General features: G+C 66.4%; 19 protein-coding genes. 9 read left to right on the forward strand and 10 right to left on the reverse strand.

Annotated features, from left to right (window positions below):
* Positions 1 to 409 precede the first annotated feature (409 nt).
* The 3 genes from SAOR_RS02985 to SAOR_RS02995 form a co-directional block, all read right to left on the reverse strand.
* The gene (locus SAOR_RS02985; RefSeq protein WP_123591586.1) at positions 410 to 2,200 is read right to left on the reverse strand and encodes an ABCB family ABC transporter ATP-binding protein/permease; all 1,791 of its coding nucleotides are present in this window, start codon (positions 2,198 to 2,200) and stop codon (positions 410 to 412) included.
* 46 nt (positions 2,201 to 2,246) lie between these two features.
* Positions 2,247 to 2,798, reverse strand: a complete 552-nt coding sequence (locus tag SAOR_RS02990; RefSeq protein WP_123630155.1) for a lipocalin family protein — start codon at positions 2,796 to 2,798, stop codon at positions 2,247 to 2,249.
* A gap of 63 nt (positions 2,799 to 2,861) precedes the next feature.
* Positions 2,862 to 5,318 (reverse strand): EAL domain-containing protein, encoded by a 2,457-nt coding sequence (locus SAOR_RS02995; protein WP_185015528.1) that lies wholly within the window; start codon positions 5,316 to 5,318, stop codon positions 2,862 to 2,864.
* A gap of 247 nt (positions 5,319 to 5,565) precedes the next feature.
* On the opposite strand from SAOR_RS02995, the gene SAOR_RS03000 reads away from it, so the two are divergent.
* The 4 genes from SAOR_RS03000 (at position 5,566) to SAOR_RS03015 (ending at position 9,856) form a co-directional block, all read left to right on the forward strand.
* Positions 5,566 to 6,936, forward strand: coding sequence for a sensor histidine kinase (locus SAOR_RS03000; RefSeq protein ID WP_123630157.1), 1,371 nt, complete (start codon positions 5,566 to 5,568; stop codon positions 6,934 to 6,936).
* Positions 6,920 to 7,951 (forward strand): response regulator, encoded by a 1,032-nt coding sequence (locus SAOR_RS03005; protein ID WP_123630158.1) that lies wholly within the window; start codon positions 6,920 to 6,922, stop codon positions 7,949 to 7,951. Before SAOR_RS03000 ends, SAOR_RS03005 begins: the two co-directional genes overlap by 17 nt.
* Before the next feature lie 315 nt (positions 7,952 to 8,266).
* Positions 8,267 to 9,532: an alpha-hydroxyketone-type quorum-sensing autoinducer synthase gene (cqsA, locus tag SAOR_RS03010; protein ID WP_123630159.1), complete on the forward strand. Its 1,266-nt coding sequence runs from the start codon at positions 8,267 to 8,269 to the stop codon at positions 9,530 to 9,532.
* Positions 9,533 to 9,649: 117 nt separating this feature from the next.
* Positions 9,650 to 9,856 (forward strand): hypothetical protein, encoded by a 207-nt coding sequence (locus SAOR_RS03015; protein WP_123630160.1) that lies wholly within the window; start codon positions 9,650 to 9,652, stop codon positions 9,854 to 9,856.
* A gap of 102 nt (positions 9,857 to 9,958) precedes the next feature.
* On the opposite strand, the gene SAOR_RS03020 is transcribed toward SAOR_RS03015, so the two are convergent.
* Entirely contained in the window at positions 9,959 to 11,437 is a 1,479-nt protein-coding gene (locus tag SAOR_RS03020) for an alanine/glycine:cation symporter family protein (protein WP_123630161.1), read from the reverse strand.
* Between the two features lie 83 nt (positions 11,438 to 11,520).
* Between SAOR_RS03020 and SAOR_RS03025 the strand changes: the two genes are divergently transcribed.
* Positions 11,521 to 11,715: a hypothetical protein gene (locus tag SAOR_RS03025; protein WP_123630162.1), complete on the forward strand. Its 195-nt coding sequence runs from the start codon at positions 11,521 to 11,523 to the stop codon at positions 11,713 to 11,715.
* 212 nt (positions 11,716 to 11,927) lie between these two features.
* Here the strand turns inward: SAOR_RS03025 and SAOR_RS03030 are convergent, their stop codons facing one another.
* From SAOR_RS03030 to SAOR_RS03040, 3 genes are read right to left on the reverse strand one after another with little or no spacing between them, the layout of a single operon-like run.
* On the reverse strand, positions 11,928 to 12,977 hold the full coding sequence (locus SAOR_RS03030) for a putative solute-binding protein (RefSeq protein WP_245965373.1): 1,050 nt from the start codon (positions 12,975 to 12,977) through the stop codon (positions 11,928 to 11,930).
* Between the two features lie 52 nt (positions 12,978 to 13,029).
* On the reverse strand, positions 13,030 to 15,159 hold the full coding sequence (locus SAOR_RS03035) for a TRAP transporter large permease subunit (RefSeq protein WP_123630163.1): 2,130 nt from the start codon (positions 15,157 to 15,159) through the stop codon (positions 13,030 to 13,032).
* On the reverse strand, positions 15,159 to 16,229 hold the full coding sequence (locus SAOR_RS03040) for a hypothetical protein (RefSeq protein WP_123630164.1): 1,071 nt from the start codon (positions 16,227 to 16,229) through the stop codon (positions 15,159 to 15,161). The genes SAOR_RS03035 and SAOR_RS03040 overlap by 1 nt, the downstream gene beginning before the upstream one ends.
* Before the next feature lie 318 nt (positions 16,230 to 16,547).
* Here SAOR_RS03040 and SAOR_RS03045 point away from each other — a divergent pair, with 318 nt between their 5' ends.
* Both SAOR_RS03045 and SAOR_RS03050 read left to right on the forward strand, forming a co-directional pair.
* Entirely contained in the window at positions 16,548 to 17,747 is a 1,200-nt protein-coding gene (locus tag SAOR_RS03045; RefSeq protein WP_123630165.1) for a BaiN/RdsA family NAD(P)/FAD-dependent oxidoreductase, read from the forward strand.
* A 92-nt stretch (positions 17,748 to 17,839) separates the two neighbouring features.
* The gene (locus SAOR_RS03050) at positions 17,840 to 19,159 is read left to right on the forward strand and encodes a lytic murein transglycosylase (protein ID WP_123630166.1); all 1,320 of its coding nucleotides are present in this window, start codon (positions 17,840 to 17,842) and stop codon (positions 19,157 to 19,159) included.
* Positions 19,160 to 19,211: 52 nt separating this feature from the next.
* Here SAOR_RS03050 and SAOR_RS03055 read toward each other — a convergent pair whose 3' ends face one another.
* Entirely contained in the window at positions 19,212 to 20,195 is a 984-nt protein-coding gene (locus SAOR_RS03055) for an aldo/keto reductase (protein ID WP_123630167.1), read from the reverse strand.
* Positions 20,196 to 20,334: 139 nt separating this feature from the next.
* Between SAOR_RS03055 and SAOR_RS03060 the strand changes: the two genes are divergently transcribed.
* The gene (locus SAOR_RS03060) at positions 20,335 to 20,916 is read left to right on the forward strand and encodes an exopolysaccharide biosynthesis protein (protein ID WP_185015529.1); all 582 of its coding nucleotides are present in this window, start codon (positions 20,335 to 20,337) and stop codon (positions 20,914 to 20,916) included.
* A 5-nt stretch (positions 20,917 to 20,921) separates the two neighbouring features.
* Here SAOR_RS03060 and nei read toward each other — a convergent pair whose 3' ends face one another.
* Positions 20,922 to 21,776 (reverse strand): endonuclease VIII, encoded by an 855-nt coding sequence (nei, locus tag SAOR_RS03065; protein ID WP_123630169.1) that lies wholly within the window; start codon positions 21,774 to 21,776, stop codon positions 20,922 to 20,924.
* A 204-nt stretch (positions 21,777 to 21,980) separates the two neighbouring features.
* Here nei and SAOR_RS03070 point away from each other — a divergent pair, with 204 nt between their 5' ends.
* Positions 21,981 to 22,562 (forward strand): YceI family protein, encoded by a 582-nt coding sequence (locus SAOR_RS03070; RefSeq protein ID WP_123630170.1) that lies wholly within the window; start codon positions 21,981 to 21,983, stop codon positions 22,560 to 22,562.
* Positions 22,563 to 22,791: 229 nt separating this feature from the next.
* Here the strand turns inward: SAOR_RS03070 and SAOR_RS03075 are convergent, their stop codons facing one another.
* Positions 22,792 to 23,097, reverse strand: coding sequence for an NIPSNAP family protein (locus SAOR_RS03075; protein ID WP_123630171.1), 306 nt, complete (start codon positions 23,095 to 23,097; stop codon positions 22,792 to 22,794).
* Between the last annotated feature and the right edge of the window lie 452 nt (positions 23,098 to 23,549).

Consider the following 23,549-nt stretch of genomic DNA (forward strand, 5'->3'; position numbering starts at 1 on the left):
AGACCGCGTTGGAGACCTAAGATCGTGTTCTGCAAGGCGCGACTCGCGGATCGTGGCGCGCCCCTGGTCGATTTTCATGGGAGGCCCAACCCTTCGGGACAAGCGCTGTCGTGCGGCAATCCAGCGTTGTCGCACACTGACTGCGCGGCGCGTACGACACGCCTCGTCTTGCCGCCCCTAATCAATTTTCAGGAAGCGCTTGGCGTGGGCTCGCATGAAGTGCTATCAACCCGGCATGGAAATACGTTCATGCCGGGTTGATAAAGCGAGCATGCGCTAGCGTGCTCGCCGCGGCCATCGGCCGCGAAGTGCTTGAAAATAGAGAGCGGAGATGCGCCGGTCTCTATTTTCAAGCGCGTTGAGAACAACCGATGATTCAGCTGTCTTGGCGCCGGGTTAATAACAGGCCCTAGCTTGCCGTGGTCACGGCGCCGCGGCGCTGCTGGAGCCGCCACATGGCGGCGTAGGCGCCGTCGGCCGCGAGCAAGCCGGCGTGCGTGCCGCGCTCGATCACCCGGCCCTCATCGAGTACCAGGATCTCGTCGGCATCGACGACGGTGGACAGACGGTGCGCGATCACGAGCGTCGTGTGATCGGCGGCGAGCTCGGCCAGCGCCCCGGTGATCGCGCCCTCGGCATGGCTGTCGAGCGAGGCGGTGGCCTCGTCGAACACCAGGATCGCTGGGTTCTTGAGCATGGCGCGGGCGATGGCGATGCGCTGTTTCTCGCCGCCGGATAGCTTCAGGCCGCGTTCGCCGACCTGGGTGGCCAGGCCGTCGGGCAGCCGGCCGATCAGGTCGTCGAGATGCGCGAGGCTCGCGGCGCGGGCGACCGCGTCGGCGTCGGCCTCGGGGTCGCCGTAGGCGATGTTGTATTCGATGGTGTCGTTGAACAGCACCGTGTCCTGAGGGACCACGCCGATCGCGTCGCGCAGGCTGTCGAGCGTGAGTTCGCGTATGTCGATACCGTCGACCGTGATCCGGCCGGCGTCGACGTCGTAGAAACGGAACAGCAGCCGCGCCAGGGTCGATTTGCCGGCCCCCGAGGCGCCCACCACGGCGAGTTTCCGTCCCGGTTCGATGGTCAGGTTGACGTCGTCGAGGATGCGGCGTGCGCCGTCGTAGCCGAAGGCGACGTGCTCGAAGGCCACGCGCGGGCGTGTCGCGGCCAGCGGCCGGGCGTCGGGCGCGTCATGAATCGCCGGGCGGGCGTCGAGGAGCCGGAACATGCGGGCGGTGTCGGCCAGCGATTTTTTCAGCTCGCGGTAGACGAAACCGAGGAAGTTCAGCGGTATGAACAGCTGGAGCATGTAGGCGTTGACCATGACCAGATCGCCGACCGTCATTGCTCCGGCCACCACCCGCTGTCCGGCCAGCAGCATCATGGCGGTCACGGCGGTCGCGATGACGAGCGCCTGCGCGGTGTTGAGCACGCCCAGCGACTGGCGCGAGCGGGCCAGTGCATACTCCCAGGCCGCCAGTTCGCGATCGTAGTGGTCGGCCTCGTAGCGCTCGTTGCCGAAGTACTTGACCGTCTCGTGATTCAGCAGGCTGTCCACGGCGCGGGTGTTGGCCCGGGAATTCAAGCGGTTGGATTCGCGCACGTGGCGGGTGCGCCACTCCGTCAGCGCCGCGGTCAGCGCAACGTAGAGCGCCACGCTCGCCAGCACGATCACGGCGAACCAGTAGCTGTAGTAGAACAGCAGTATGCCGGCCACCATCGAGATCTCGAGCAGGGTGGGGATGATGTTGAACAGCATGAAGCGCAGCAGAAAGCTGATGCCGCCGAGACCGCGTTCGATGTCGCGGGACAGGCCGCCGGTGCGCCGCGACAGATGAAAATCCAGATCGAGCGCGTGCAGGTGCTCGAAGACCTGCAGCGCGATCCGGCGCATGGTGCGCTCGTTGACGCGGCCGAACACGAGATCGCGCAGCTGGCCGAACAGCACCGATGCCAGTCGCAGCCCGCCGTAGGCCAGCAGCAGACCTACGGGCAGAACCAGGGCGGTGCGGTTGTCGGCGTCCAGCCCGTCGACGATGTGCTTGAGCACGATCGGCAGCAGAACCGTCGCCCCCTTGGCCGCGATCAGCAGGGCGAGTGCGACCGCGACCCGGCGCCGGTGTGCCCAGAGGTGGGGCCAGAGGCCGTTCAGCCGCCGCCACTCGTCACGGGGGGACTCGCCGGCGTCCGGCGCGCTCAAGAGCGTGCGGGCATCGACGCTTGGATGTCGGCGCGATGCCGCACGGCTAGCCGTCGCTGCGCTCGTCCAGCGGCTGCTGCGGCACGCTGCGCAGCTTGCCGACGTCGTAACCCAGTTCGCCGACGCGCTTGACGAGGTCGTTGTAGGTCTCGCGGTCAATCTGCGGTTTCCGCGCCATGATCCAGACGTAGTCGCGCTTCTCCCGGGCGACGATGGTGGTGTCGTAGTCCGGGCCGACGTAGGAAATGACGTACTGCATCTTCAGCGGCCAGAAGAACTGCATGCCCCAGACTGCGTTGCCCGAGCCCTCGGTGACGTAGCCGGTCGGCTCCATGGTCTGCATCTCGCCGTCGAAGCTGCCCTCGCGGTAGGTGAAGACCGTATCGATGCGTCCCGGCTCGGTCTGCTCGTAGCGCTCGATCGAGTTGTAGGCGTTCTCGGTGGGCCCCGGCGGAATATGGGCGATCACGTACCACTTGCCCATGAACCGGTCCAGATCGACATCGTGCTCACGCGGGAACTCGCTGCTCGGCATGAGGCTGCAGGCCGCGAGCGTCAGTGGCATGGCGAGCGTTACAAGCCATCGGAAATAGCGCATGGAGTCCCCGTGATCGTTCGTGATGATGAATGCCTACGCGTCGCCGCGCCCCGATGGATTCGATCAGGCGTCGGCGGCGCCGGGTGCAGCCGGGCGCGATGTCGCGGCGGTGCCCGGCGCGCACAGTTCGTCGGCGATCTCGGCGAACGCCATCGGCCGCGCGACGTGATAGCCCTGAACATAGTCCACGCCGATGCGTTCGAGTGCCTGCAGCAGCGCGCGCGACTCCACGTGCTCGGCGACCGTCTTCAGGCCCATCGCCTGGCCGACCTGGTTGATCGCCTCGACGATCGAACGCTCGATCGGATCGTCCAGAATGTGGCGCACGAGCTTGCCGTCGATCTTGATGAAATCCGACGGCAGATTCTTGAGATAGGAAAACGAACTCAGTCCGCTGCCGAAATCGTCGAGCGAGAACCGGCATCCGATCGCGCGCAGTGAATGGATCAGCTCGCCGGCCCGGCGGGTATTGGTCACCGCCGCGGTCTCGGTGATCTCGAACACGAGCCGGCGCGGGTCCACGCCCGAGCGCTCGATGCAATCGCGGGCGAAGTCGACGAACTGTTCGTCGGTGATCGACTGGCCGGAGATGTTGATGCTGTAGTGATCGATTCGGGCCTGCCGTCGCTCGGCGCCGGCGATCAGCGCAAGCGCGTTCTCGAGGACCCAGCGGTCGATGCGCGAGGCGACGTTGTAGCGCTCCGCGGTGATGAGTACGTTCTGCGGGTCCAGGCCGTCCTCCGCATCGGGAATGCGCAGCAGCAGTTCGATGCCGGGGCGATCGGTCTCGGTCTTCGACAGGGGCTGAATGCGCTGGGCGAACAGCGAGAAACGTTCGTGTTCGAGCGCTTCGCTGATCTGCTGCATGCGCTGCATCTCGCCGTGCCAGGTCAGCGTTTCGTCGCTGTCGCCGTGGTAGACGTGGATCTGGTTGCGGCCGCGTTCCTTGGCGAGATAGCAGGCGGTGTCCGCCCGCCGCATCAGCTCGCTGGCGCTGAGCGCCTGATGGTCGATCGCGGTGACGCCGATGCTCACGCCCAGACGGAAGAGCTTGTCCTCCCAGCGAAAGCGGAAGGTGTCGATCTCGGCGCGCAGCGTCTCGGCCTTGGCGGCCGCGTCCTCGAGGGAGAGATTGCGCATGATCACGCCGAACTCGTCGCCGCCCAGGCGTGCGATCGTGTCCTCGCCGCGCAGCCGGGCGGCGATCTGGGTCGAGATCTGGCGCAGCATCTCGTCGCCCGCGTGGTGGCCGCAGGTGTCGTTGACCAGCTTGAACTGGTCCAGGTCGAGATAGCACAGCGCGTGTCGCTGCACGCTGTTGCGCGTATCCCGCAGGAAACGGTCGAGCATATGCTCGAAGGCGCGCCGGTTCGGCAGCCCGGTGAGCAGGTCGTGATTGGCCTGGTAGGTCATCTCCCGCGAGATCTGCTGCAGACGGGTGATGTCGTGGAGCACGATCACGGTGCCGACGATGGCCTGGGCATCGTCGCGTATGGGCGAGATCGTGACCTTGAGCGCGTATTCCTCACGGCTCGGCCCGCGCATGGCCAGCGTGAGGTGGTTGTCCCATTCGCGGGCTTCGCCGTCGGCGATGCACTCCTCGACCAGCCCGGTGACGATCTCTTCGCGTTCGTCGTTGCGCAGCCGGCACACGCTGTCGAAATGGCGGGCGATCGCCTGATCCGCCTGCAGGCCGAGCATGCGTTCGGCGCGGGGATTGACGTAATCGATCGCGCCGCGGGCGTCGGTGGTGATCACGCCGTCGCCGATCGAGGCGAGGGTGACCTGGGCGCGCTCCTTCTCGGCATTGAGTTCGCGCTGGGTCTCGATCAGCCGGGTGCCGTCACGACAGACCCCCTCGCTGCCGATGGGCCGGCCTTCGGCATCGTCGATCCGGCGCGAGGAGATCAGAAGCCAGGCCAGCGAGCCGTCCCGGCGACGGATGCGGGTGGGATGACGCACCAGATAAGGACTGCGGACCAGCGCATCGAAATCCGTCGCCGGGTCCGCGAGCAGATCGCGCAGCGGCAGCCCCTCGAGTTCCGCGGGGCTGTAGCCGAGCATGTCGGTAACGGTATCCGTGATCCAGGTGATCCGGCCGTCGGCATCGATGTGATAGAGCACGTCGGTGACGTTGCGCAGCAGACGCTGGACGCGCTGATGGCGCACCAGCAACTTGTCGCGATAGCGGTGAACCCGGGCGACGAGCGATTCCGCGGCCGCCACCAGCTCGCTGTCCTGCGAGTCGACGCGGAACGCCGGTTCCGGCCGCTGTTCCCCGGAAATGTCGATGTTCTCGAGCCAGCGGGTCACGGCGTTCGATGCCGGGCTGGTGCCGCGGCGGTGGGCGAGCCAGACCGCAGCCACGGTGCCGAGCGCCATGCAGGTCAGGCCGACATTGAGCACCACCAGCAGCGCCAGCGTGCCGGTGGGGATATCCTCCAGACGCCAGAGAAAGGCCCACTGGGCCACCACGGTCACGCCCAGTGCCGCGCAGAGCAGTCGGATGAGGCCCGACATGCGCATCAGCCCCGCCGCGACTCGCGGTGCCGTCGGTCGGCGTGGGCGCTGGATCGCAAGACGCGTGGTCTCGGCATGGGGTCGCTCGCAAGAAGGTCGTGCGTAATATACCGCGTTTGCGAAGGAGTCGATTTCCGACGCGCTCTCGCGCGGCCCGGCGGGACACCCCGTTCGGTAATTTTCATCATCGCATATACGATAGCCGACTGTGACCGCGCGGATCGGCACGACACCAGGACGAGCCCGCATGCAGCACGGCGAGATCTTGACCGGCCTGAGACGGCGCCTGCCCGTGCTCCTGCGGCGTCTGCGCCTGCGCCTGGCGGCCTCGATCCGGCTGAGCGCGGACTATTCGCGCGCCAATATGGTCACCTTCGGCGTGGTCGCGGTGATCGGGCATCCGCTCTACTATTACTTCTGGACCGATGTGTATCCGCAGCAGTATGAGAATCTGTGGCTGCGGATTCTCAGCGTGATCGTGTCGCTGCCGATGCTGTTCGAGCGGCAGCTGGCGCGCAGCGAGTTCTGGCGCGACAAGCTCACGCTCTACTGGCTGTTCATTCTGCTGTACATGCTGCCGTTCTTCTTCATGTTCATGGCGTTGATGAACGACTTCTCGCCCATCTGGTCGCTGTCGACGATGGCCGCCTGCATGCTGCTGGTCATTCTTGTGTTCGACTGGCTGATGACGCTGATACTGGCTTTCGTCGGTGGCGGTCTGGCCTGGGGCGTTTTCATGCTCGTCGACGGCGAGCTGGGTCCGGACGGGCTGCCGCTGGAGGTGCTGCTGCCCACCTACCTGTTCGGGCTCATCGCCGGGAGCACGTTCAACTACAAGACCGAGCTCGTTGCTCGCGAGAAGCTTGCCGCGATAACCGATGCGGTCGGGACGATGGCGCACGAGCTGCGTACGCCGCTGCTCGGCATCCGCAGCGGTGCGCGCGGACTGCAGAATTATCTGCCGGCGGTGTTCGAGGGCTTCGAGCTCGCCCGCGATCACGGCCTGCCGGTCCAGCCGGTGCGCAAGGCGCACTATCGCCAGATGCAGTCGGTGCTCGAACGCATCAACGCCGAGACCGAATACACCAGCGTGATTCTCGACATGCTGCTGGTGAACTCCAGTCGCACCACGATCGATCACTCCACGTTTCAGCGCGAGTCCATGAATGCCTGCGTCGAGGCGGCGCTCGAACGCTATCCCTTTCATGCCGAGCGCGAGCGCGCCATTGTCGAATGGCTGCCGGGCGACGACTTCGTCTTTCGTGGCTCCTCGCTGCTGATGATCCACGTGCTGTTCAACCTGATGAAGAACTCGCTCTATTATCTGGCCCAGGTCGACGACGGCCGAATCCGGATCTGGACCGAGCACCAGCGTTCGGGCGCTCATCGCCTGCATTTTCGCGACACCGGTCCCGGTATCCATCCGGACGACCTGCCGCGCATCTTCGAGCGCTTCTATTCCGGACTGCCGCGCGGGCAGGGCACCGGCATCGGACTCGCCTTCGCCGATCTGGTGATGCGCAGCTTCGCCGGCGAGATACGCTGTCATTCCGTGTTCGGGCAGTACACTGAGTTCGTGATGAGTTTTCCGCCGATCGAAGATGATGACAGCAACTGAACTGGTTCCGTATTTCCATCCGACGCAGATCGTGCTCGTCGACGACGATATCGATTTCCTCGGCAATCTGACCCTGCAGCTCGAGGCCGATCTGGCGTATCTGCTGTTCGACTCCACGGCGAAGGCGTTGACCTACATCAACGACGGCCAGCCGCAGGACGGCTCCCGCCAGCGGTTTTTCCGGATCGTGGGCTCCGAGCCGCGCTCGATATCGGTCGCGGAAGCCGATGCGCCCGCGCGTGTGACGCTGGACACCGACGCCATTCGTCGCGAAATGCTGTTCACCAACCGGTTCTCGCGCATATCGGTGGTCATGGTCGACTACGCCATGCCACAGATGAACGGGCTGGAGTTTTGCGAACGCATCGACAATCCGTACATCAAGAAGATTCTGTTCACCGGCGTGGCCACCGAAGCCGATGCGGTGGACGCCTTCAACCGCGGGGTGATCGATCGCTACATCCGCAAGAGCGAACATCAGGTCTACGAGCATCTCAATCGGACGATTCGCGAACTGCAGCACGCTCATATCCGCGATACGTTCGCGGCCGCCGGGGAGGTTTTTGAGGTCGACAGCCCGGCCTTTCTGGAAGATCCTGCGGTCGCCTCGCTGATGGCCACGCTCGCCGCCGGGCACGGGTTTGTGGAGCACTATCTGTGCGCCGATCCGCCGGGCTTCATACTGCTCGACGGAGACGGCCGCATGCGCCGTCTCGTGCTGTATGACGGCGCCGAACGCACGCGGCAGATGAATGCGGCGCGGCGGGCGGGAGCGCCCGCAGCCTGCCTGGAGGCCCTCGCCGAGGGCCGGGTCGTGTTCGATCCCGCCGCCGGTGACGACCGCTTCGAGCGCTGGGCCCGCGATACCTGCGCCGCCGAGCGTCTGGAGGGGCGCGAGCTCTACGCCTGGTCGCTGTTCCACCACGTGCCGGAACTGGATGCGTCGGGTGGCCCGACCGCGACGTACAACCGTTATCTGGAGTGGCTGGACACGGTCGGTTACGCCCTCATGTAGCCCGGCTGGCAGCGGAAATCGAAGCCAACGTCGGCAAGCTCCGCTGAGCGCGCGGCATTCCCTCTCTTACTGCCTAGGCGCGGCCGCTTGCGCTTGATCGAAAAATCTTCCGTGACTCGATCGGATAGTCACGCTCGCCCCTCGTGATGCGCGCACAAAAATGACAAAAGAATCGCCTTTATAGAAAAGAGCGAAATATATAATTAATATAATAAAAAACCGAATTTGTGTATAATAAATAATATTAGAGTTGACGCACTCTGTCAACTCTTTTGCGCGTCATATTTATCAACTTTTCATTCCAAGGGGTGCCCCATGAAGACCGAAACCAACGTGATCAACCGCGAGTCGTTGCTGCCCAGGGCGGTTGCCGAGCCGGCCTTTCTCCGCGAGCACGTGGATCACTATTTCCGTGAGCGCGTCGAGAAGACCTGGAACGGTGGCCACATCATGCACGGGCGCGAACCCGGCAATGACGCCATCATGATGGTCAGCAACGATTACCTCGACATGGCCAACCATCCGGACGTCATGCAGGCGCAGATCGACAGTCTGCGCGGCACCGACAACACGATGGTGATGTCGGCGGTCTATCTGCACGGGGACAGCCCGCAGCTGCATTTCGAGCGGCGCATGGCACACTGGATGCGCATGGAATCGAGCCTGCTCTGTCAGTCGGGCTATGCCGCGAACGTCGGGCTGATCCAGTCGATCGGTGCCCCCGGCACGCCCGTGTACATCGACATGTTCGCGCATGCCTCGCTCTGGGAGGGCATTCGCAGCGCCGGGCTCGAGGCCCGCACATTCCGACACAACGATCCGGGTCATCTGGAGTCGATGATCCGGCGCCACGGTCCCGGTATTGTCATTGTCGACACGGTCTACAGCACCAACGGCAGCGTCACGCCGCTGACCGATGTCGTCGATGTGGCCAGTGCAGGCGACTGCGTGATCATCGTCGACGAGTCGCATTCGCTGGGTACGCACGGCGATCAGGGTCGTGGCATGGTCGCCGGCATGGGCCTGCAGGGTCGTGTGCACTTCGTGACCGCCAGTCTGGCCAAGGCGTTCGCGGGCCGGGCCGGCCTGATCGCTTGCAGCGAGCGGCTGCGCGAGTTCATCAAATACAACGCGCTGCCGGCGATTTTCAGTTCCTCGCTGCTGCCGCACGAAATCGCGGGTCTGTCGAAGACTCTGGACCTGGTGCGTCTGGCCGACGACAAGCGGGCCCGTCTGCATGCGAACGCCGACTACCTGCGGCGTCACCTCGACGCCCTCGGGTACAACGTCGACATCAGCCAGGCGCAGATCATCGCGCTCGAGGCCGGGCCCGAGCAGCAGACCATCGTGCTGCGCGATGCGCTGGAGTCGCGGGGGGTGTTCGGCTCGGTGTTCTGTGCGCCGGCGACGGCGACCAAGCGTTCCCTGATCCGGCTGTCGCTGAATTCGAATCTGACGATCGCACAGCTCAATCGCGTGATCGACGTCTGCGCCGAGATTCGTGACGAGGTCGACCTGGCCAACTGGCCCTCGAGCCGTCGCAAGCGGCGCGAGCAGACGGTGGCGCGGGCCGCGGCCTGATCCGCGGTAAACGGCGGCCGCGTCCCCGGCGGGCGCGGCCGCCTCCGGCGTCGCGATGGAATCACCGTGGTGGTGTGTTGTCATGGAAGAGTCATCGTTACCAAGATGGGAGCCCCCGTGGCCGACCTCGAACGCATTGCCCGCGAGAACGACACCAGCCTCGAGATCGTTCGCGCGATCGCAGATCACATCGGCGACGATGCGGATCGTATTCGCGAGACGCTCGACAACCCGGACGACTTCGACTCGATCGTGACCCGGGCCCTCGAATTGACCGGCGATACCTCGGCTACGCTGCGATGGCAGGGCCGCGCGATCGGCTGAGCGGCGAGAACCGACCGGGCCGCGAGTACGCGGCGGCGGGGGGCATCGCGCCTCCGAAACGTCGAATTCAAAGACAGTGACGGGTCGGCCCCGTTGCGCGCCTCAGTCGTCCGTCGATGTGCCGTCCCAGATGCCCGGTTCGACCTGATCCGGATTCTTGAGCACCTTGCGATTGAATACCGGCTCGGCGATGCCCTGGCGGCGCTGGCGCTCGTAGTCCGCCAGTACCCGCAGCGCGATCGGTGTCAGGCAGAGGATCGCGATCAGGTTGGTCGTGGCCATCAGGCCCATGGCCAGGTCGGCGAAGTCCCAGACGAAGCCGAGCGTGGCCACCGAGCCGATCATCACCATGGCAAGTACCGCGGGCCGCAGGACGGCGACTGCCTTCTTGGCGTGCTTGCCGGCCAGGTATTCGAGATTGATCTCGCTGTAGGCGAAGTTGGCCAGGATGGAGGTGTAGGCAAAGAACAGGATTGCGATGGCGATGAAGCCCACGCCGAAGGCGCCCAGGTGATCGGCCATGGCGTCCTGGGTCAGCTGGATGCCCTGCATGGACTGGTCGCCGCCGTTGCCCGCGAGCATCTGGTCGTAGACGCCCGAAAGCAGAATCACGACGGCCGTGCAGCTGCAGATGATGAGCGTGTCGATGACCACGCCGAATGCCTGCACGAGCCCCTGGGCGGCGGGGTGATTGACGTCGGCGGTGGCGGCGGCGTTCGGGGTCGAGCCCATGCCGGCCTCGTTCGAGAACAGGCCGCGCTTGACGCCGTTCTCCATGGCGATCTTGATGGTGTAGCCGACGGCCCCGCCCACGGCCGGTCCGAAGCCGAACGCGCTCTGCACGATCAGCCACAGCATGCCCGGGACCTCGCTGTAGTTGGCGATGAGCACATAGACCGCGACCAGGAAGTAGCCGATCGCCATCAGGGGTACGATCTTCTCGGCCACGCGTGCGATCGAACGCAGCCCGCCGTAGACCACGATGCCGGCGAGCACCACCAGCGCGATGCCGGTCGCCCAGGTCGGCACGTCGAAGGCGCCTTCCATGCCCTTGGCGATGGTGTTGGCCTGGGCGCCGGAGAAGGCGAAGCCGTAGGCGATGATCAGAAAGATCGCGAACAGGATGCTCATCCAGCGCTGGCCGAGCGCGCGTTCGATGTAATACGCCGGCCCGCCGCGATAGACGCCGTCCGCGTAGTGGATCTTGTAGACTTGGCCCAGCGTGCATTCGATGAAGGTGGTGGCCAGCCCCACCAGCGCGGTCATCCACATCCAGAACACCGCCCCCGGGCCGCCCACCCAGAGCGCGAGCGCGACCCCGGCGAGATTGCCCGTGCCGACGCGCGCGGCCAGCGACGTCGACAGGGCCTGGAAGGAGCTGACGCCCTTTTCGCTGCTGCGCATGTCGAAGGTGATGCGCGCCATGTGCGCGAACAGGCGAAACTGCATGAACCGCGTGAGCACCGTAAAGGCGATGCCCGCGCCGAACAGCAGATAGAACAGGATGTACGACCAGATGAAGTCGCTGACCGGCGTCATCACGGCGTAGATCGCCTGTTGCAGAGTATCGAGCCAACCCATGCGGTTTCCCCTTGGCAGCCGGTGCGGCGCGAATCGTCACTCGGCCGCTGCATGTTGCATGCCATCGAGCATGGGCGCAGATCGTGTGGTCGCGCAAGTCGCGGATGATGGCATGCCGGCGCGGCAGGGCGGCGTCCACACCCGAAGCCGCCGCGATCGGCGTGTCCGGGCTGTCGGGATGGCATCACGTCTGCTTCGATGACCGCAGCGATGGCATACTCGACCCGTACCGCCGGATCGTCGCGCTTGCGCGCGATCACGCGACGATCACGCGGTGATCGATGTGGCCGACGAATGACCGAGGACGAGGCCGCATTGCACCGTCCGGAGTCGAATGCGGCTGGGGCGCATTGCCCGAATTGTCCGACGCGCTCGCAAGCGGCGAGCGGCGGCCGGACGTGTTCTACCGGCCGCCTCATACCGGCGCGACAATGAACCACGGCCCGCCGGTCGATGCGCGGCGGGCCGTGAACGAGTGACGGTCGCGCTGTCAGTTGACCGGGCCGCCCTCGCTGTCGAGGCTGCATTCCGCCAGCGACGGGTCGCTAGAGCAGCGGATTTTTTTCAGCAGATGCTGCATCCGGTGGTTGTACCAGTTCTGGTCCCACAGCTCCTGCCGGGTCTCGCGAAACATCTCCCGGTAGTTCTTGTCGCGCTCACCGGATATACGCACCCAGTACTTGTCGGGTATCTCGGCGTCGGCGTTCTTCACCCGCCGCATCGTGGATTCGTACATGTTGTTGAACACCCACTCGCGAGATTTCTGGCCGAAATCGTCGGGAAACCGATCCTGATGCACGATCAGCTGGCCGGAGAGCATGCCGAGGACGAAATCGGCGATGCCGCCGTTCTCTCCGAGTCCCTTGTAGAGCTCCAGCGCGTTGTAGGCGAACGAGGGCGCATAGGCCAGATCCACGCTGCCGTTGTTGAACATCGGTCCGAAGGAGGCGATGGACGCACCCACCGGCGAGGCGCCGGCCACGTTGGCCAGCGTCGAGGCCTGCTTGTCGTAGGACATCACCGCGATCTTCTTGCCCGCCAGCGCATCGAGGCTGTCGAGATAGCGTTTGTCTCTGGAGAACAGGAAGGCCTTGCCGAGCGGCACCACGCCGACGACTTCGTAACCGTCCTGCTTCATGTATTCGGCGGCCTTGGGGCTGGACATGACCTCGATGGCGGTCTTTTCCTGTTCGTAGGTCTGCAGGCCGCCCGCCATGTCGAGGGAGCCGGCGAACTTCACGAACTGGATCGTGCGGATGCCGGTCACCGCGGCCATGTCGCATTCACCGGCCTTGAAGTCCTTCGCGGCCACCGCCTCGTCGGTATAGGCCCGGGTGTCGAGCTTGATGCCCCAGCTGCGTGCCTGGACCACGTAGTCCTGGAAGGACTCGTAGATGAAGCCGTTGGCGCCGATCGGATCGTAGATGCACAGAGTGCGCGACTCGACCTGTGCCGCGGCCGGCTGGAGTGCGCTGCCCAGCAGGGCGAGCGCCCCGAGCGTCAGCGTGCCGAGGGTCGATGTCAGTCGTGTCTTGGCCATGGATCTCCTCCTTGGTTTGTCTGTTCTGACGGGGTTGCGGGCCGGATGCCGGCTAGAAGAGCTGCACGAAGATCAGCGGCGTGAAGGCCACGAGCAGCAGCGATGTCGCCATGACCGCGATCGGCAGCAGCATCGCCTCATGCCGGCGCCAGAAGCTGGGATCGTCGGCCGCCTCGTCCTTCGCCCGCTGGATTTCCGCGTCGCCCACCACCTGCCGTGTGAGCAGCTGGTTGAGTGCGACCGGTGGGCTGAGATAGCCGAGTTCGAAGGCGACCAGCACGATCATCCAGAAATGCACCGGGTCGATGCCGTTGTCGTAGGCCACCGGTGCGAGCGTGGCACTGACCAGGATGATCGCGCCGTAGGGCTCCATGATCATGCCGATGACGACCAGCATCACCACCAGGACCGCAGTCGCCGCCCAGACGCTGCCGAGATCCTCCGGGAACAGCTCCATGACGCCCGAGCGTTCCATGACGCCGCCGAACACGATTGACAGCACCATCAGCATGAGCAGTGCGCCGAGCAGCATCGAGGTGTCCGCGGTCGAGGCGCGCAGGGCGTTCCAGAAGCCCGCCGGCTCGTGCTCTGGGGCCTTCGCCTGCCCGCGGTCGGCCTTGTGGATGGCTTCGACGTGGAGGCGTGCGGCCCGCCAGCGGTCGTAGCCGAGCAGCGCAAGCAGCATCAGCGGCAGGATCACCGGGGCGGAGAATTCGTTGAAGCTCTGTCCCAGCAGGTGCGTGTAGAGCAGGACCACCACGGCCGCGATGACGACGTACGGGATCACCGGGCCGAGTGCCTGTCGCATCCGGGGCAGCGCGCTGTCCGGGGTCGCGATGTAGGGACGGCTCTTGCGGGTGAGATAGACGAAGGCCACGAAGGTCGCGGCCGTGAGCGCGAACACGTACAGCCCCCAGCCGAACAGCTGATCGGTGGTGACCTGGCGATTGAGCGCGGCGATGATCACCACCATCAGGCAGGGATTGAGTACCACGCCCATGCTGCCCGACATCGCGGTCGAGGCCACCGCCAACTGCCGATAGGTGCCGGCGATGCGCATCTCCTGATACAGGACCGCGCCGATGGCGAGCACGAAGATCCCCGAGGCGCCGGTGTAGGCCGTGGGCCACGCCGAGGCCAGCACCACCAGGATGACGACGAACTCCGGACGCAGCTCCCAGGAGCGGAACAGGCCGAAGACCACCTCGGCGATGCGGGTGTGCTTGAGCATCATGCCTACCCAGACATAGAGCCCGATGCCGGTGTAGAGATCGGCGAAACGGATCATCTTGGTCAGCTGGACCGCCGGTCCCGCGAGATACCGTTCCACGAAGAAGAAGTAAAGGATGCTCACCAGGGCGAGCCAGCAGTACAGGGGCACCGTGAGCAGGGCGCGCGGGATCGAGCCGCCCGAGGGTGCATGGTCCGGGACGCGCAGCGTGCGATACAGTGCGGCGGCGGCCAGTATCAGGAAGCCGACCAACCAGAGCATGTTGAGCGCCGCATCGCCGCCATGATCGAGGCGCAGCCAGATGTAGCCGCTGAACGCCATCGCGAGGTTGGCGAAGATCTGCGCGGCCGAGGAGACGCGATAGTCCAGGGCCGATCGCGGGGCGCGCAGCCCGATCTGCTCGTTGAGCACGAGCGCGACGAAGCCGCCGAACATGATCAGCAGCACCAGGATATAAGCCTGGAAGTCCTGTCCGAGCTGATTGATCCGACCCATGCTCAGCTCGAGCGCGCGATACGCCCGCAGCGAGGCCGTCGCCGTCACCTCGTGGTTGTATTCGTAGCGTTCGTAGGCCGCCCGGCACTGCGCACGCTGTCCCTCCAGCGAACGCCGGCGTGCTGCGGGGTCGGCCGGCCCGGCGTCGAACAGGCTGTCGCTGTCGGCCTTTGATTCCGTCTGCTGGCGAAGCCGGGCATCGATGTCCATGTCCGGATCGCAGGACGGCTCCACCATGTCCGTGCGAAGCATGTTGTAGTTCGACCAGATGTCGCCGCCCAGGCTGAGCAGCTGGCCGTGGATGAATGCGCTGGTGCCGAACAGAATCGCTACCAGCAGCAATACCGCGACCGGCAGCGTCAGCAGCCAGTTGCGCGCGGCGCTGTATTGCTTGGGCGCATCCGTTGTGTGCGGGTCAGCGTGGTCGGCGCCCGCGGCGGATTCCGGGGCGGCCATTACTCGAGCAGGCCGCCGGTATCGTCGCCGCTGGCCCCGCTCGAGTCATCGTCGTCACCCAGCAGGCCTTCGATGTCCGTGTCGCTGCCGGCGTCGCTGTCCTCGCCCGGAAACTCGCCGAGTGCCAGGAACGGTGTGCGCTTGCCGGTCTCCTGTGTCCAGATTCGGTCGGACAGATACAGCGCCTGGGCGTAGGCCACCTCGCCGAGGATCAGATAATCCTTCGGGCCGATGCCGTCATTGTAGATGCGCGCCACCTGGCGGATGCCCTCGCGCTCGCGCTGGGCATCGGACTGCCCGTAGCCCGCGATCGCATAGAGCATCGCCGCCATCGGCATGCCTGCGGCCTCGCCGAGGTCGGCGGCGTCTTCGAGCTGATTCCAGGGGTCGACGCCGTCCGGCGCGCTACCCGGCACGCTCAGCCAGACGACGGCCTGCAACGCATTCGGAATGCCCCACCATTGCTCGTTGTCCATGCATTCGCTGGCCCGGCCGGCGCGGGCGGCCACGTCCTGCGGTACGCCGACGCTGCTCGAGGCCTGGATGTCGCTGAGCAGCGCCTGCACGGAGGTCAGTGTGCCGATCAGGTACTCGGCCTTCTCGGTCTCGCTGTCGAAAGACGGGCAGTGGCCATCGCCGAGTTCGCCGAAGGCGTCCACGGTATGACGATAGGCCGCGTAGCGGCGCAGGGCCGTGCGCCGGAAAAGCCGCTGCGATTCGATGCGCGCATCGCGGGCGGCCGCGGTGTTGCCGTCGCGCAGCTCGCGCTGGAATCGCAGCTGGGCCTCCTGCGCCCGGGCTTCCGAACACAGGCCGGCCAGCAGGTTGGTGTTGAGCAGTACCCGGGCGGGGGCGTCGTTGACGCGACTGAAGGAGGCCAGTAGCTGATGCTGGCCCATGCCCGTGCCGCAGGCCGACAGGTCCAGATCGCCGCTGCCGAGCACATGCGGCACCACATGATCCTGCGAGTAGTGCGCCAGCACGCTGCCGGTCGGCTTGTAGATCGCGCCGCAGCCTGCCAGGCCCGCGGTCAGAAGTGCCAGCAGGGGCATGGACAGGGTCTTGAGCATGGCGTATCTGCCTCCGGTCGATTGTTCTATCGTTCTCGCACCGCCGCACGATTCGCACGCGTCGGCTGGTTCGGCCCGGTGCCCGGGCTCTGTTGTTCATGCGGCCGCTGCAGCGGCTTTCGGAAAATATATCTTTTAAGGCTGTGTAAACCAACCCCGCACGCCGCGGCGGCCCGCTCCGGCGGTCCGCGGGCCCGCCTCGTCCGCGCTGTCGAGTACGCACCGCGGCTGCTATCCTGCACTCGCCCGCGGTGACGCAAGAGCTTGTCTTGGCAGTATTTCGGCTCGCATATCCGCAGCTGATACCGGAGCGCGTCGATGATCCAGAGCGAGGAAACGGATGTGGTCGTGCTCGGCGGCGGGGCGGCCGGATTGATGTGCGCGGCCGTGGCCGGGGCGCGCGGTCGTCGCGTGCGTGTGCTCGAAGGCAGCCGGCGCTGCGGCAAGAAGATCCTCATGTCCGGCGGCGGACGCTGCAATTTCACCAACATCCACAGCACGCCGGCGAATTTCCTCTCCGCCAATCCGCATTTCTGCAAATCGGCGCTGGCACGCTACACGCCGGCGGATTTCCTGGCGCTGGTGCAGGCGCACGCGGTGCCGTACCACGAGAAGGAACGCGGACAGCTGTTCTGTGACGACAGCTCGAAGCGCATCGTCAACCTGCTGCTGGACGAATGCGCGGCCGCGGGCGTCGAGGTCAACGTCCGGACGCCGGTCGAATCCGTGGCCCGGAACGGCGATGGCTTCGTGGTGACGACGGCGGCGGGCGCGGTGCACGCCGAGGCCGTGGTCGTGGCCAGCGGCGGACTCTCGATCCCGAAGATGGGCGCGACCGGCATCGGCTACGACATCGCCCGCGCCTTCGGGCTGCCGGTGCGGGCCACCCGCGCCGCGCTGGTGCCGTTCACGCTGGATGGTCGGCCGCGCGACGCGTTTGGTGAACTCTCGGGCATCGGTATCGACGTCGAGGCGGTCTGCAACGAGGCGGTCTTCGATGCGGGCCTGCTGTTCACGCACCGCGGTCTCAGCGGGCCGGCGATGCTCCAGGTGTCGTCCTACTGGCAGCCGGGGGATACGGTCACCGTCGATCTGTTCGCCGGGGCCGACGTTGACGCGTGGCTGGCCGAGCGCCGTGCAGCGCGGCCCGATGCGCGCTTGGTCAACGTCCTTGCCGAACGCCTGCCGCGGCGCCTTGCGGGTTGTCTGTGCGACGATCTCGGCGCCGAGTCTCTCGGTAATCCGCGGCTGCGCCAGCTCGATGACACGAAGCGGACGGCGCTCGCCGAGCGGCTGTCGGCCTGGCCCTTCGTACCCGCCGGCACCGAAGGCTATCGCACCGCCGAGGTCACGCTCGGCGGCGTCGACACCGCGGCCCTGTCGTCGGCGACGATGGCGGCCCGCGCGGTGCCGGGGCTGTATTTCATTGGCGAGGTGGTGGACGTCACCGGCCACCTCGGCGGGCACAATTTCCAGTGGGCCTGGGCCTCCGCGCAGGCCGCGGGTGCGGTAGCCTAGCTGCGCCGCGCGCTTCCGGCCTGGCGGAACAGGGCCCGTTCCGGCGCAGGCACAATCGTGTCCGTCACCGTTCGACCGATCGAGGCCGTCCCATGTCGTATCGTATTTTGCTGACGTTGTCCGTACTCGCGCTGCTGCTCGGCGCCTGCGCCCACCCCGACGTGCGCGGGGCGCCGGCCGCCGACGCCGAGGCGGCCTCGGCGAAGACCGGCGACGCGGCGTCGCCCGAGGCGGCGGACGAAGCGGCGTCCGAACCGGCCCAACAGACGACATCGCAGCGCGATGCCGCGGGCTTCGCACGCTGGGTGGCGGGTTTCCGCGAGCGGGCCGCCGCCCGCGGCGTCGACCGCGATACGCTGGCCGAAGCCTTCGACGACGCCACCTTCCAGCCAAGCATCATCGAGCTGGATCGTCGCCAGCCGGAATTCACGCGCGCCATCTGGACGTATCTCGACAGCGCCGTCTCGGCCACCCGTGTGGCCCGCGGGCGCGAAGAGCTGGCCAGCCACGCGGAGACCGCGCGTACGGTCGAAGCCCGCTACGGCGTGCCGCGCACGATCATCGGTGCGATCTGGGGCGTGGAGAGCAACTACGGCGGCAACTTCGGCGGCTACGAGGTTATCGATGCGCTGGCCACGCTGGCCTATGACGGCCGCCGCCGCGATTTCGCCGAGGAACAGCTCTACGCGGCGCTGGCGATCCTCGCGGACGGCGATATCGATCGCGAACGCATGCAGGGTTCCTGGGCCGGCGCCATGGGCCACACGCAGTTCATTCCGACCAGTTTCCGCCGCTATGCGGTCGATGCGGACGGCGACGGCCGCCGCGATATCTGGGCCAGCATCGCCGATGTCATGGGTTCGACCGCCCATTACCTGGCCGAGAACGGCTGGCAGCGGGACCGGACCTGGGGGCGCGAGGTGGTGCTGCCGCCGGACTTCGACTACGCCCTGGCGGAGATGGATACGCGCCGCACCACCGCGGCCTGGCGGTCGGCCGGGGTACGCGCGGTGGACGACCGCGGCCTGCCGCAGTTCGAGGCGGGATCGATCCTCGCACCGGCCGGCGCCCACGGGCCGGCGTTTCTGGTCGGCCCGAATTTCCGCGTGCTCCTGCGCTACAACAACGCCACCAGCTACGGCCTCGCGGTCGGCCTGCTGTCGGACCGGCTGGCCGGCGAACCGGGGGTGCAGGGCGAGTGGCCGCGTACGCTGGCCAGTCTCTCGCGCGACGAGGTCCGCGAGATGCAGCGGCTGCTCAACGAGCTCGGCCACGATGTCGGCGCGCCCGACGGACTCGTCGGCCCGAACACGCGCGCCGGGCTGCGCGGCTTCCAGCGTGAGCAGGGCCGGACCGCGGACGGCTATCCGACCCACGCGCTGCTGCGCGCGATCCGGGCCGCGGCGCGCTGACCGTTCGACCCGGCCGGGGTGCGACGATCACCCCGGCACGCGTCAAGCCGCGTCAGCGGTGGCCCGCGATCGCATGGGGTACGTAGGGCGCCTCCAGGCGTTGTTTCTCGTCGTCGCTCAGTTCGATGTCGAGCGCGGCGATCGCATCGTCCAGATGCGCAGGCTTGCTCGCACCGATGATCGGCGCGGTGATGCGCGGATTGGATGCCACCCAGGCGAGTGCAACCTGGGCCATCGACGCGCCCCGGGCCTCGGCGACCTCGCGCAGTGCCGCGATCACCCGGTCGTCGGCCTCGGCCGCGCCGAGATTCCACTTGCGGGTGTTCTCGTCGGTCTGCGACCGGGTGGACTCGCCGTCCGCGCCCTGGGTCTTGCCGGCGAGCACACCGCGGGCGAGCGGGCTCCAGGGGATCACGCCCACGCCCTGATCCGCGCACAGCGGCAGCATCTCGCGCTCCTCCTCGCGATAGACCAGGTTGTACATCGGCTGCATGGTCACGAACTTCGTCCAGCCGTTGACCTCGGCGACGTGCTGACACTTGGCGAACTGCCAGGCGTACATGCTCGAGGCCCCGATGTAGCGCGCCTTGCCGGCTTTGACGACCTCGTGCAGCGCCTCCATGAACTCTTCGACCGGCGTGTCGTAGTCGAAGCGGTGGATCTGGTAGAGATCGACGTGGTCCATGCCCAGCCGTGTCAGCGAGGCATCGATGGCGTGCATGACGTGCTTGCGCGACAGGCCGCGGTCGTTGGGGCCGTCGCCGATGGGGTTATAGACCTTGGTTGCCAGGACAAAGTCCTCGCGCGGGGCGTAGTCGTTGAGCGCCTTGCCCACCACCCGTTCCGATTCGCCGACCGAATACATGTCGGCGGTATCGAAGAAATTGATGCCGGCATCCAGCGCCTTCTTGATGAAGGGGCGGCTGGCCTGCTCGTCGAGCACCCATTCGCGCCATTCCGGGGTGCCGTAGGTCATCGTGCCGAGGCACAGCGGCGAGACCTTCGTCCCGGTGCGGCCGAGTCGCTTGTAGTCCATGGTCGTTCTTTTCGCGGGAAATGTGGTCTGTACATTAGACCATGCCGGACCGGGGTGACGCGCGCCACGCCGACGCGCGCGAGAGGCTGCGCCCATGCTAATCTTTCGCACCTCTGAGTTTCCGACCCCCAAGGCCCGCATGAGCGAAGCCACGACGCTCACGGCGCTGTTCGAATCGCTGGATGCCGTTGGCGAAGGCGAGCGCCTGTCCATCGGCGAAGTGCTGAGCGTGATCGGCGCGCGCGGCTACGGCCCACTGGTGCTGGTGCTCGCCCTGATCGCCGCGCTGCCCACCGGCGCGGTGCCCGGCATTCCGACCATCTGCGGCGTATGCATCGCGCTCGTGTCGGCGCAGCTCGTATTCGGCAAGGCCGTCCCCTGGCTGCCGAAGCGACTCAAGCAGCTATCGATCGAGCGCAGCCGCTACAAGCAGGTCTCCTACCGGATCAAACCCTGGACGCGTCGCATCGACCGCCTCGTGCGGCCGCGGCTGACCGCGCTCACCGAGGGGGCGGCGACGCGTGTGATCGGTTTGGCCGGGGTCGCGCTCGGTCTTTGCATGATTCCTCTGGAGGTCATCCCCTTCGCGGCCGCCGCCCCGGCCATGGCCATCGCCCTGACCGGGCTCGGACTGACCGGTCGCGACGGTGTCTGGGTTCTGGCCGGGCTCGTGCCCGCCGGGCTGGCGGTCTGGCTCATCACCCGACTGCTGGGCGGCTAGATGCGTCAGGTGCCGGCGGGCGGCGTCGCCGGCTGACAGGTCGGACACAGATACAATCGCCGGCTCGCCACGCGCTGTTTCTCGATGACGCCTTTGCAGACGGGGCAGGGTTGCCCGGCGCGTCCGAACACCATGTGCCGTCGCGCGCTGAGGGAATGGCCCGCATCGGCCAGGCGCCGCGCACGTTCCGGATCGTTGGTGATGCCCTTCAGGCGATAGGCGCGCTCGATCAGCGTGCGGATGGCGGCGACCAGATGCGCGCGTTCGGTCGACGTCAGCGTCGCCGGTGTCCGTTTCGGGTGCACGCCGGCGAGGAACAGGATCTCCGAACGCAGATAGTTGCCGATGCCGGCCACGAACGCCTGGTCGAGCAGCAGCCCACCGAGGGCACGCCCGGCGAAGCGCGGCTCCGTCAGCTGCGCGGTCAGCGCCGCGTCGCCCACCGTCTCGTTGAGCGGATCCGGGCCGAGACGGGCCAGATAGGGCACGCTCGCCAGCGCGTCCGGCCGCAGCACACGAATGTCCGAGGCGCTGTAGAGCCGCGCGGCGCGTTCGCCGGCGACGATCGCGAAGCGCAGCTGACGACGCGTCTCGGGCGCGCGGTCGGCCGTGCCGATACGCCACTGACCGTAGAGCTGATTGTGGCTGTAGACACACCAGGGGCCGTCGTCGTCGCGGGCGGCGAAGAATACGAGCACCGCCTTGCCGCGGGCTTCGACCGAGGTCACCCGTCGTCCGGCGAGTGTCGTTTCCATCGGCTTGAGGCGTGCGAAGGCGAAGTGCACACGCGCGGCGGGGCGCGCCGCCACCGTAGCCGCGATGTCGTCGACCATGCGGCGGATTTCGGGACCTTCGGGCATCGTGCAGGCCGCTCTGGATGAGAAGCGGTGTCTACGCATGGCCGGCGTCGACGGATGAACGGTGGTGGGCCCGCGTCGGCGCTCGGCGGACGCACCGTCGCGTCACCGCGATGTCGTTCCCGGCGAACCATCGGCTAGACTCGATGGTCGAAGCAGAACCGGTGCGCGTCGCGCCCGGTGTATCCACTCCAGAGAGGGCACGACATGATTCGACCGATTTCCGGCCTGGCCGCACTGACGCTGGCCGCGGGGACCGCGGGCGCGGCCGAGACCTACACCATCGACCCGTCGCACACTTACGGCAACTTCGAGATCGGCCACATGGGCCTGTCGACCATGCACGGACGGATCGATGTCACCGAGGGCACGATCGTCATGGATCGCGAGGGTGACGGCAGTCGTGTCGATGTCACGCTCGATCCGGCGAGCGTCGATACCGGTCACGCCGAACGCGACAAGCATCTGCGCGAGAAGGCCGGCTTCTTTGAGGTCGAGAAATATCCGGAGATGCGTTTCGAGTCCACAAGCGTGCGCTTCGACGGCGAGGACGAGGCCACGGTCGAAGGCGAGCTGACCCTGCACGGCGAAACCCGGCCGGTCACGCTCGAGGTCGACGACATCCAGTGCAAGACCAATCCGATGGACGGCGAGAAGTACACGTGCGGCTTTTCGGCCGAGACGGAGATCAAGCGCAGCGAGTTCGGTATGGACGCCTTCGTGCCGTTGGTCTCCGACGAGGTCGAGATCCAGATCGAGGCCGAGGCGAGCCGGCCGGCCGACGCCTGATGCGGGTGAGCCCTCGGCGCCTGCCACTGATGGCGACCGCGCAATGAACCGACATCCCGTCGTCGCCACGGCGATGGGGCGGCGGCCGGGCGGGTGAGAACACGCCGGCCGCCGCTGCTTCTGCGTACGCCGCGGCTCGGCTGCCATTGAAGCGGCCGCCGCCCGTGGCCGGATTCCGGGACGGGGGCAACGCCTCGAATGGTCGGCGGCCGCGCCTTGCCCCGTTCGTTCAGTCGAAGATCGGCCGCATGAACGATCGCTCATAGCTGAAATAGCACCGAGTGTTTTCGTAATGCGCCATCGCAGCCCGACACTGTGGATCGTCTGACGCTTTCTCTCGGTAGACTTCGTATTCGGCGAGGCTCGGGAACGAAAAAAGCGCCACCGCTATATTGTTCGCGCCCTCATGCGGCAGGAAGTAACCGTGGTGTCGACCGCCGAATTTCTCGACGAGCGGAATCCAGAGCCTTGCATAGTGCTCGAAGTCCTCGATTTTCAGAGGATTGATCACATACCGTAAATAGCAGGTCACCATAAGCGCTCCTTTCAGACCCTGTCGAAACGTCGTGCAAACCCGTACGAAGCCCGCACATCGTGCTCTGCACGGCGAGGCTCGCCGATCGTGGCTCGTCGGGACAAGACGTGCAAAGCCGCAGGGGCATCTCTGGTGAATCGTTCAGGGGCGGCGCAACGCCTCGGGCCGAGCGCCCGGGAAACTCACAAGATGCGAATACCGAGCGTTGTCGTACGCCGCCGGGGCGGATTGCGCGGGATGGGCTATTCCTCGTCCGGCCGCACGACAGCGCCCGGCGCGGGCTCGCACGGCGTGGCGACGGGCCTCGGGACATGACGGCTGTCCCGAGCCCGCGGCGTTCTAGGTTTCGGCCGATCCTGTGCCGGACCACAGCCCGCCTCCGGCGCGGTCCGTGAAAGGGGCCCGCGCCCGCCGACAAGGCGGCGGGCGGCCGCCGGCTCAGCGGCCCCGTC

It is taken from the genome of Salinisphaera orenii subsp. orenii MK-B5 (assembly GCF_003788635.1).
In the GTDB taxonomy this organism is placed as follows: Bacteria; Pseudomonadota; Gammaproteobacteria; order Nevskiales; family Salinisphaeraceae; genus Salinisphaera; species Salinisphaera orenii.

Bases quoted from the DNA above. Each gene is read 5' to 3' on its own strand.
- SAOR_RS02990 (WP_123630155.1), bottom strand. From the start codon at position 2,798: ATGCGCTATTTCCGATGGCTTGTAACGCTCGCCATGCCACTGACGCTC.
- SAOR_RS02995 (WP_185015528.1), bottom strand. From the start codon at position 5,318: ATGTCGGGCCTCATCCGACTGCTCTGCGCGGCACTGGGCGTGACCGTG.
- SAOR_RS03000 (WP_123630157.1), top strand. From the start codon at position 5,566: ATGCAGCACGGCGAGATCTTGACCGGCCTGAGACGGCGCCTGCCCGTG.
- SAOR_RS03005 (WP_123630158.1), top strand. From the start codon at position 6,920: ATGATGACAGCAACTGAACTGGTTCCGTATTTCCATCCGACGCAGATC.
- cqsA (WP_123630159.1), top strand. From the start codon at position 8,267: ATGAAGACCGAAACCAACGTGATCAACCGCGAGTCGTTGCTGCCCAGG.
- SAOR_RS03020 (WP_123630161.1), bottom strand. From the start codon at position 11,437: ATGGGTTGGCTCGATACTCTGCAACAGGCGATCTACGCCGTGATGACG.
- SAOR_RS03030 (WP_245965373.1), bottom strand. From the start codon at position 12,977: ATGGCCAAGACACGACTGACATCGACCCTCGGCACGCTGACGCTCGGG.
- SAOR_RS03035 (WP_123630163.1), bottom strand. From the start codon at position 15,159: ATGGCCGCCCCGGAATCCGCCGCGGGCGCCGACCACGCTGACCCGCAC.
- SAOR_RS03040 (WP_123630164.1), bottom strand. From the start codon at position 16,229: ATGCTCAAGACCCTGTCCATGCCCCTGCTGGCACTTCTGACCGCGGGC.
- SAOR_RS03045 (WP_123630165.1), top strand. From the start codon at position 16,548: ATGATCCAGAGCGAGGAAACGGATGTGGTCGTGCTCGGCGGCGGGGCG.
- SAOR_RS03050 (WP_123630166.1), top strand. From the start codon at position 17,840: ATGTCGTATCGTATTTTGCTGACGTTGTCCGTACTCGCGCTGCTGCTC.
- SAOR_RS03055 (WP_123630167.1), bottom strand. From the start codon at position 20,195: ATGGACTACAAGCGACTCGGCCGCACCGGGACGAAGGTCTCGCCGCTG.
- SAOR_RS03060 (WP_185015529.1), top strand. From the start codon at position 20,335: ATGAGCGAAGCCACGACGCTCACGGCGCTGTTCGAATCGCTGGATGCC.
- nei (WP_123630169.1), bottom strand. From the start codon at position 21,776: ATGCCCGAAGGTCCCGAAATCCGCCGCATGGTCGACGACATCGCGGCT.
- SAOR_RS03070 (WP_123630170.1), top strand. From the start codon at position 21,981: ATGATTCGACCGATTTCCGGCCTGGCCGCACTGACGCTGGCCGCGGGG.
- SAOR_RS03075 (WP_123630171.1), bottom strand. From the start codon at position 23,097: ATGGTGACCTGCTATTTACGGTATGTGATCAATCCTCTGAAAATCGAG.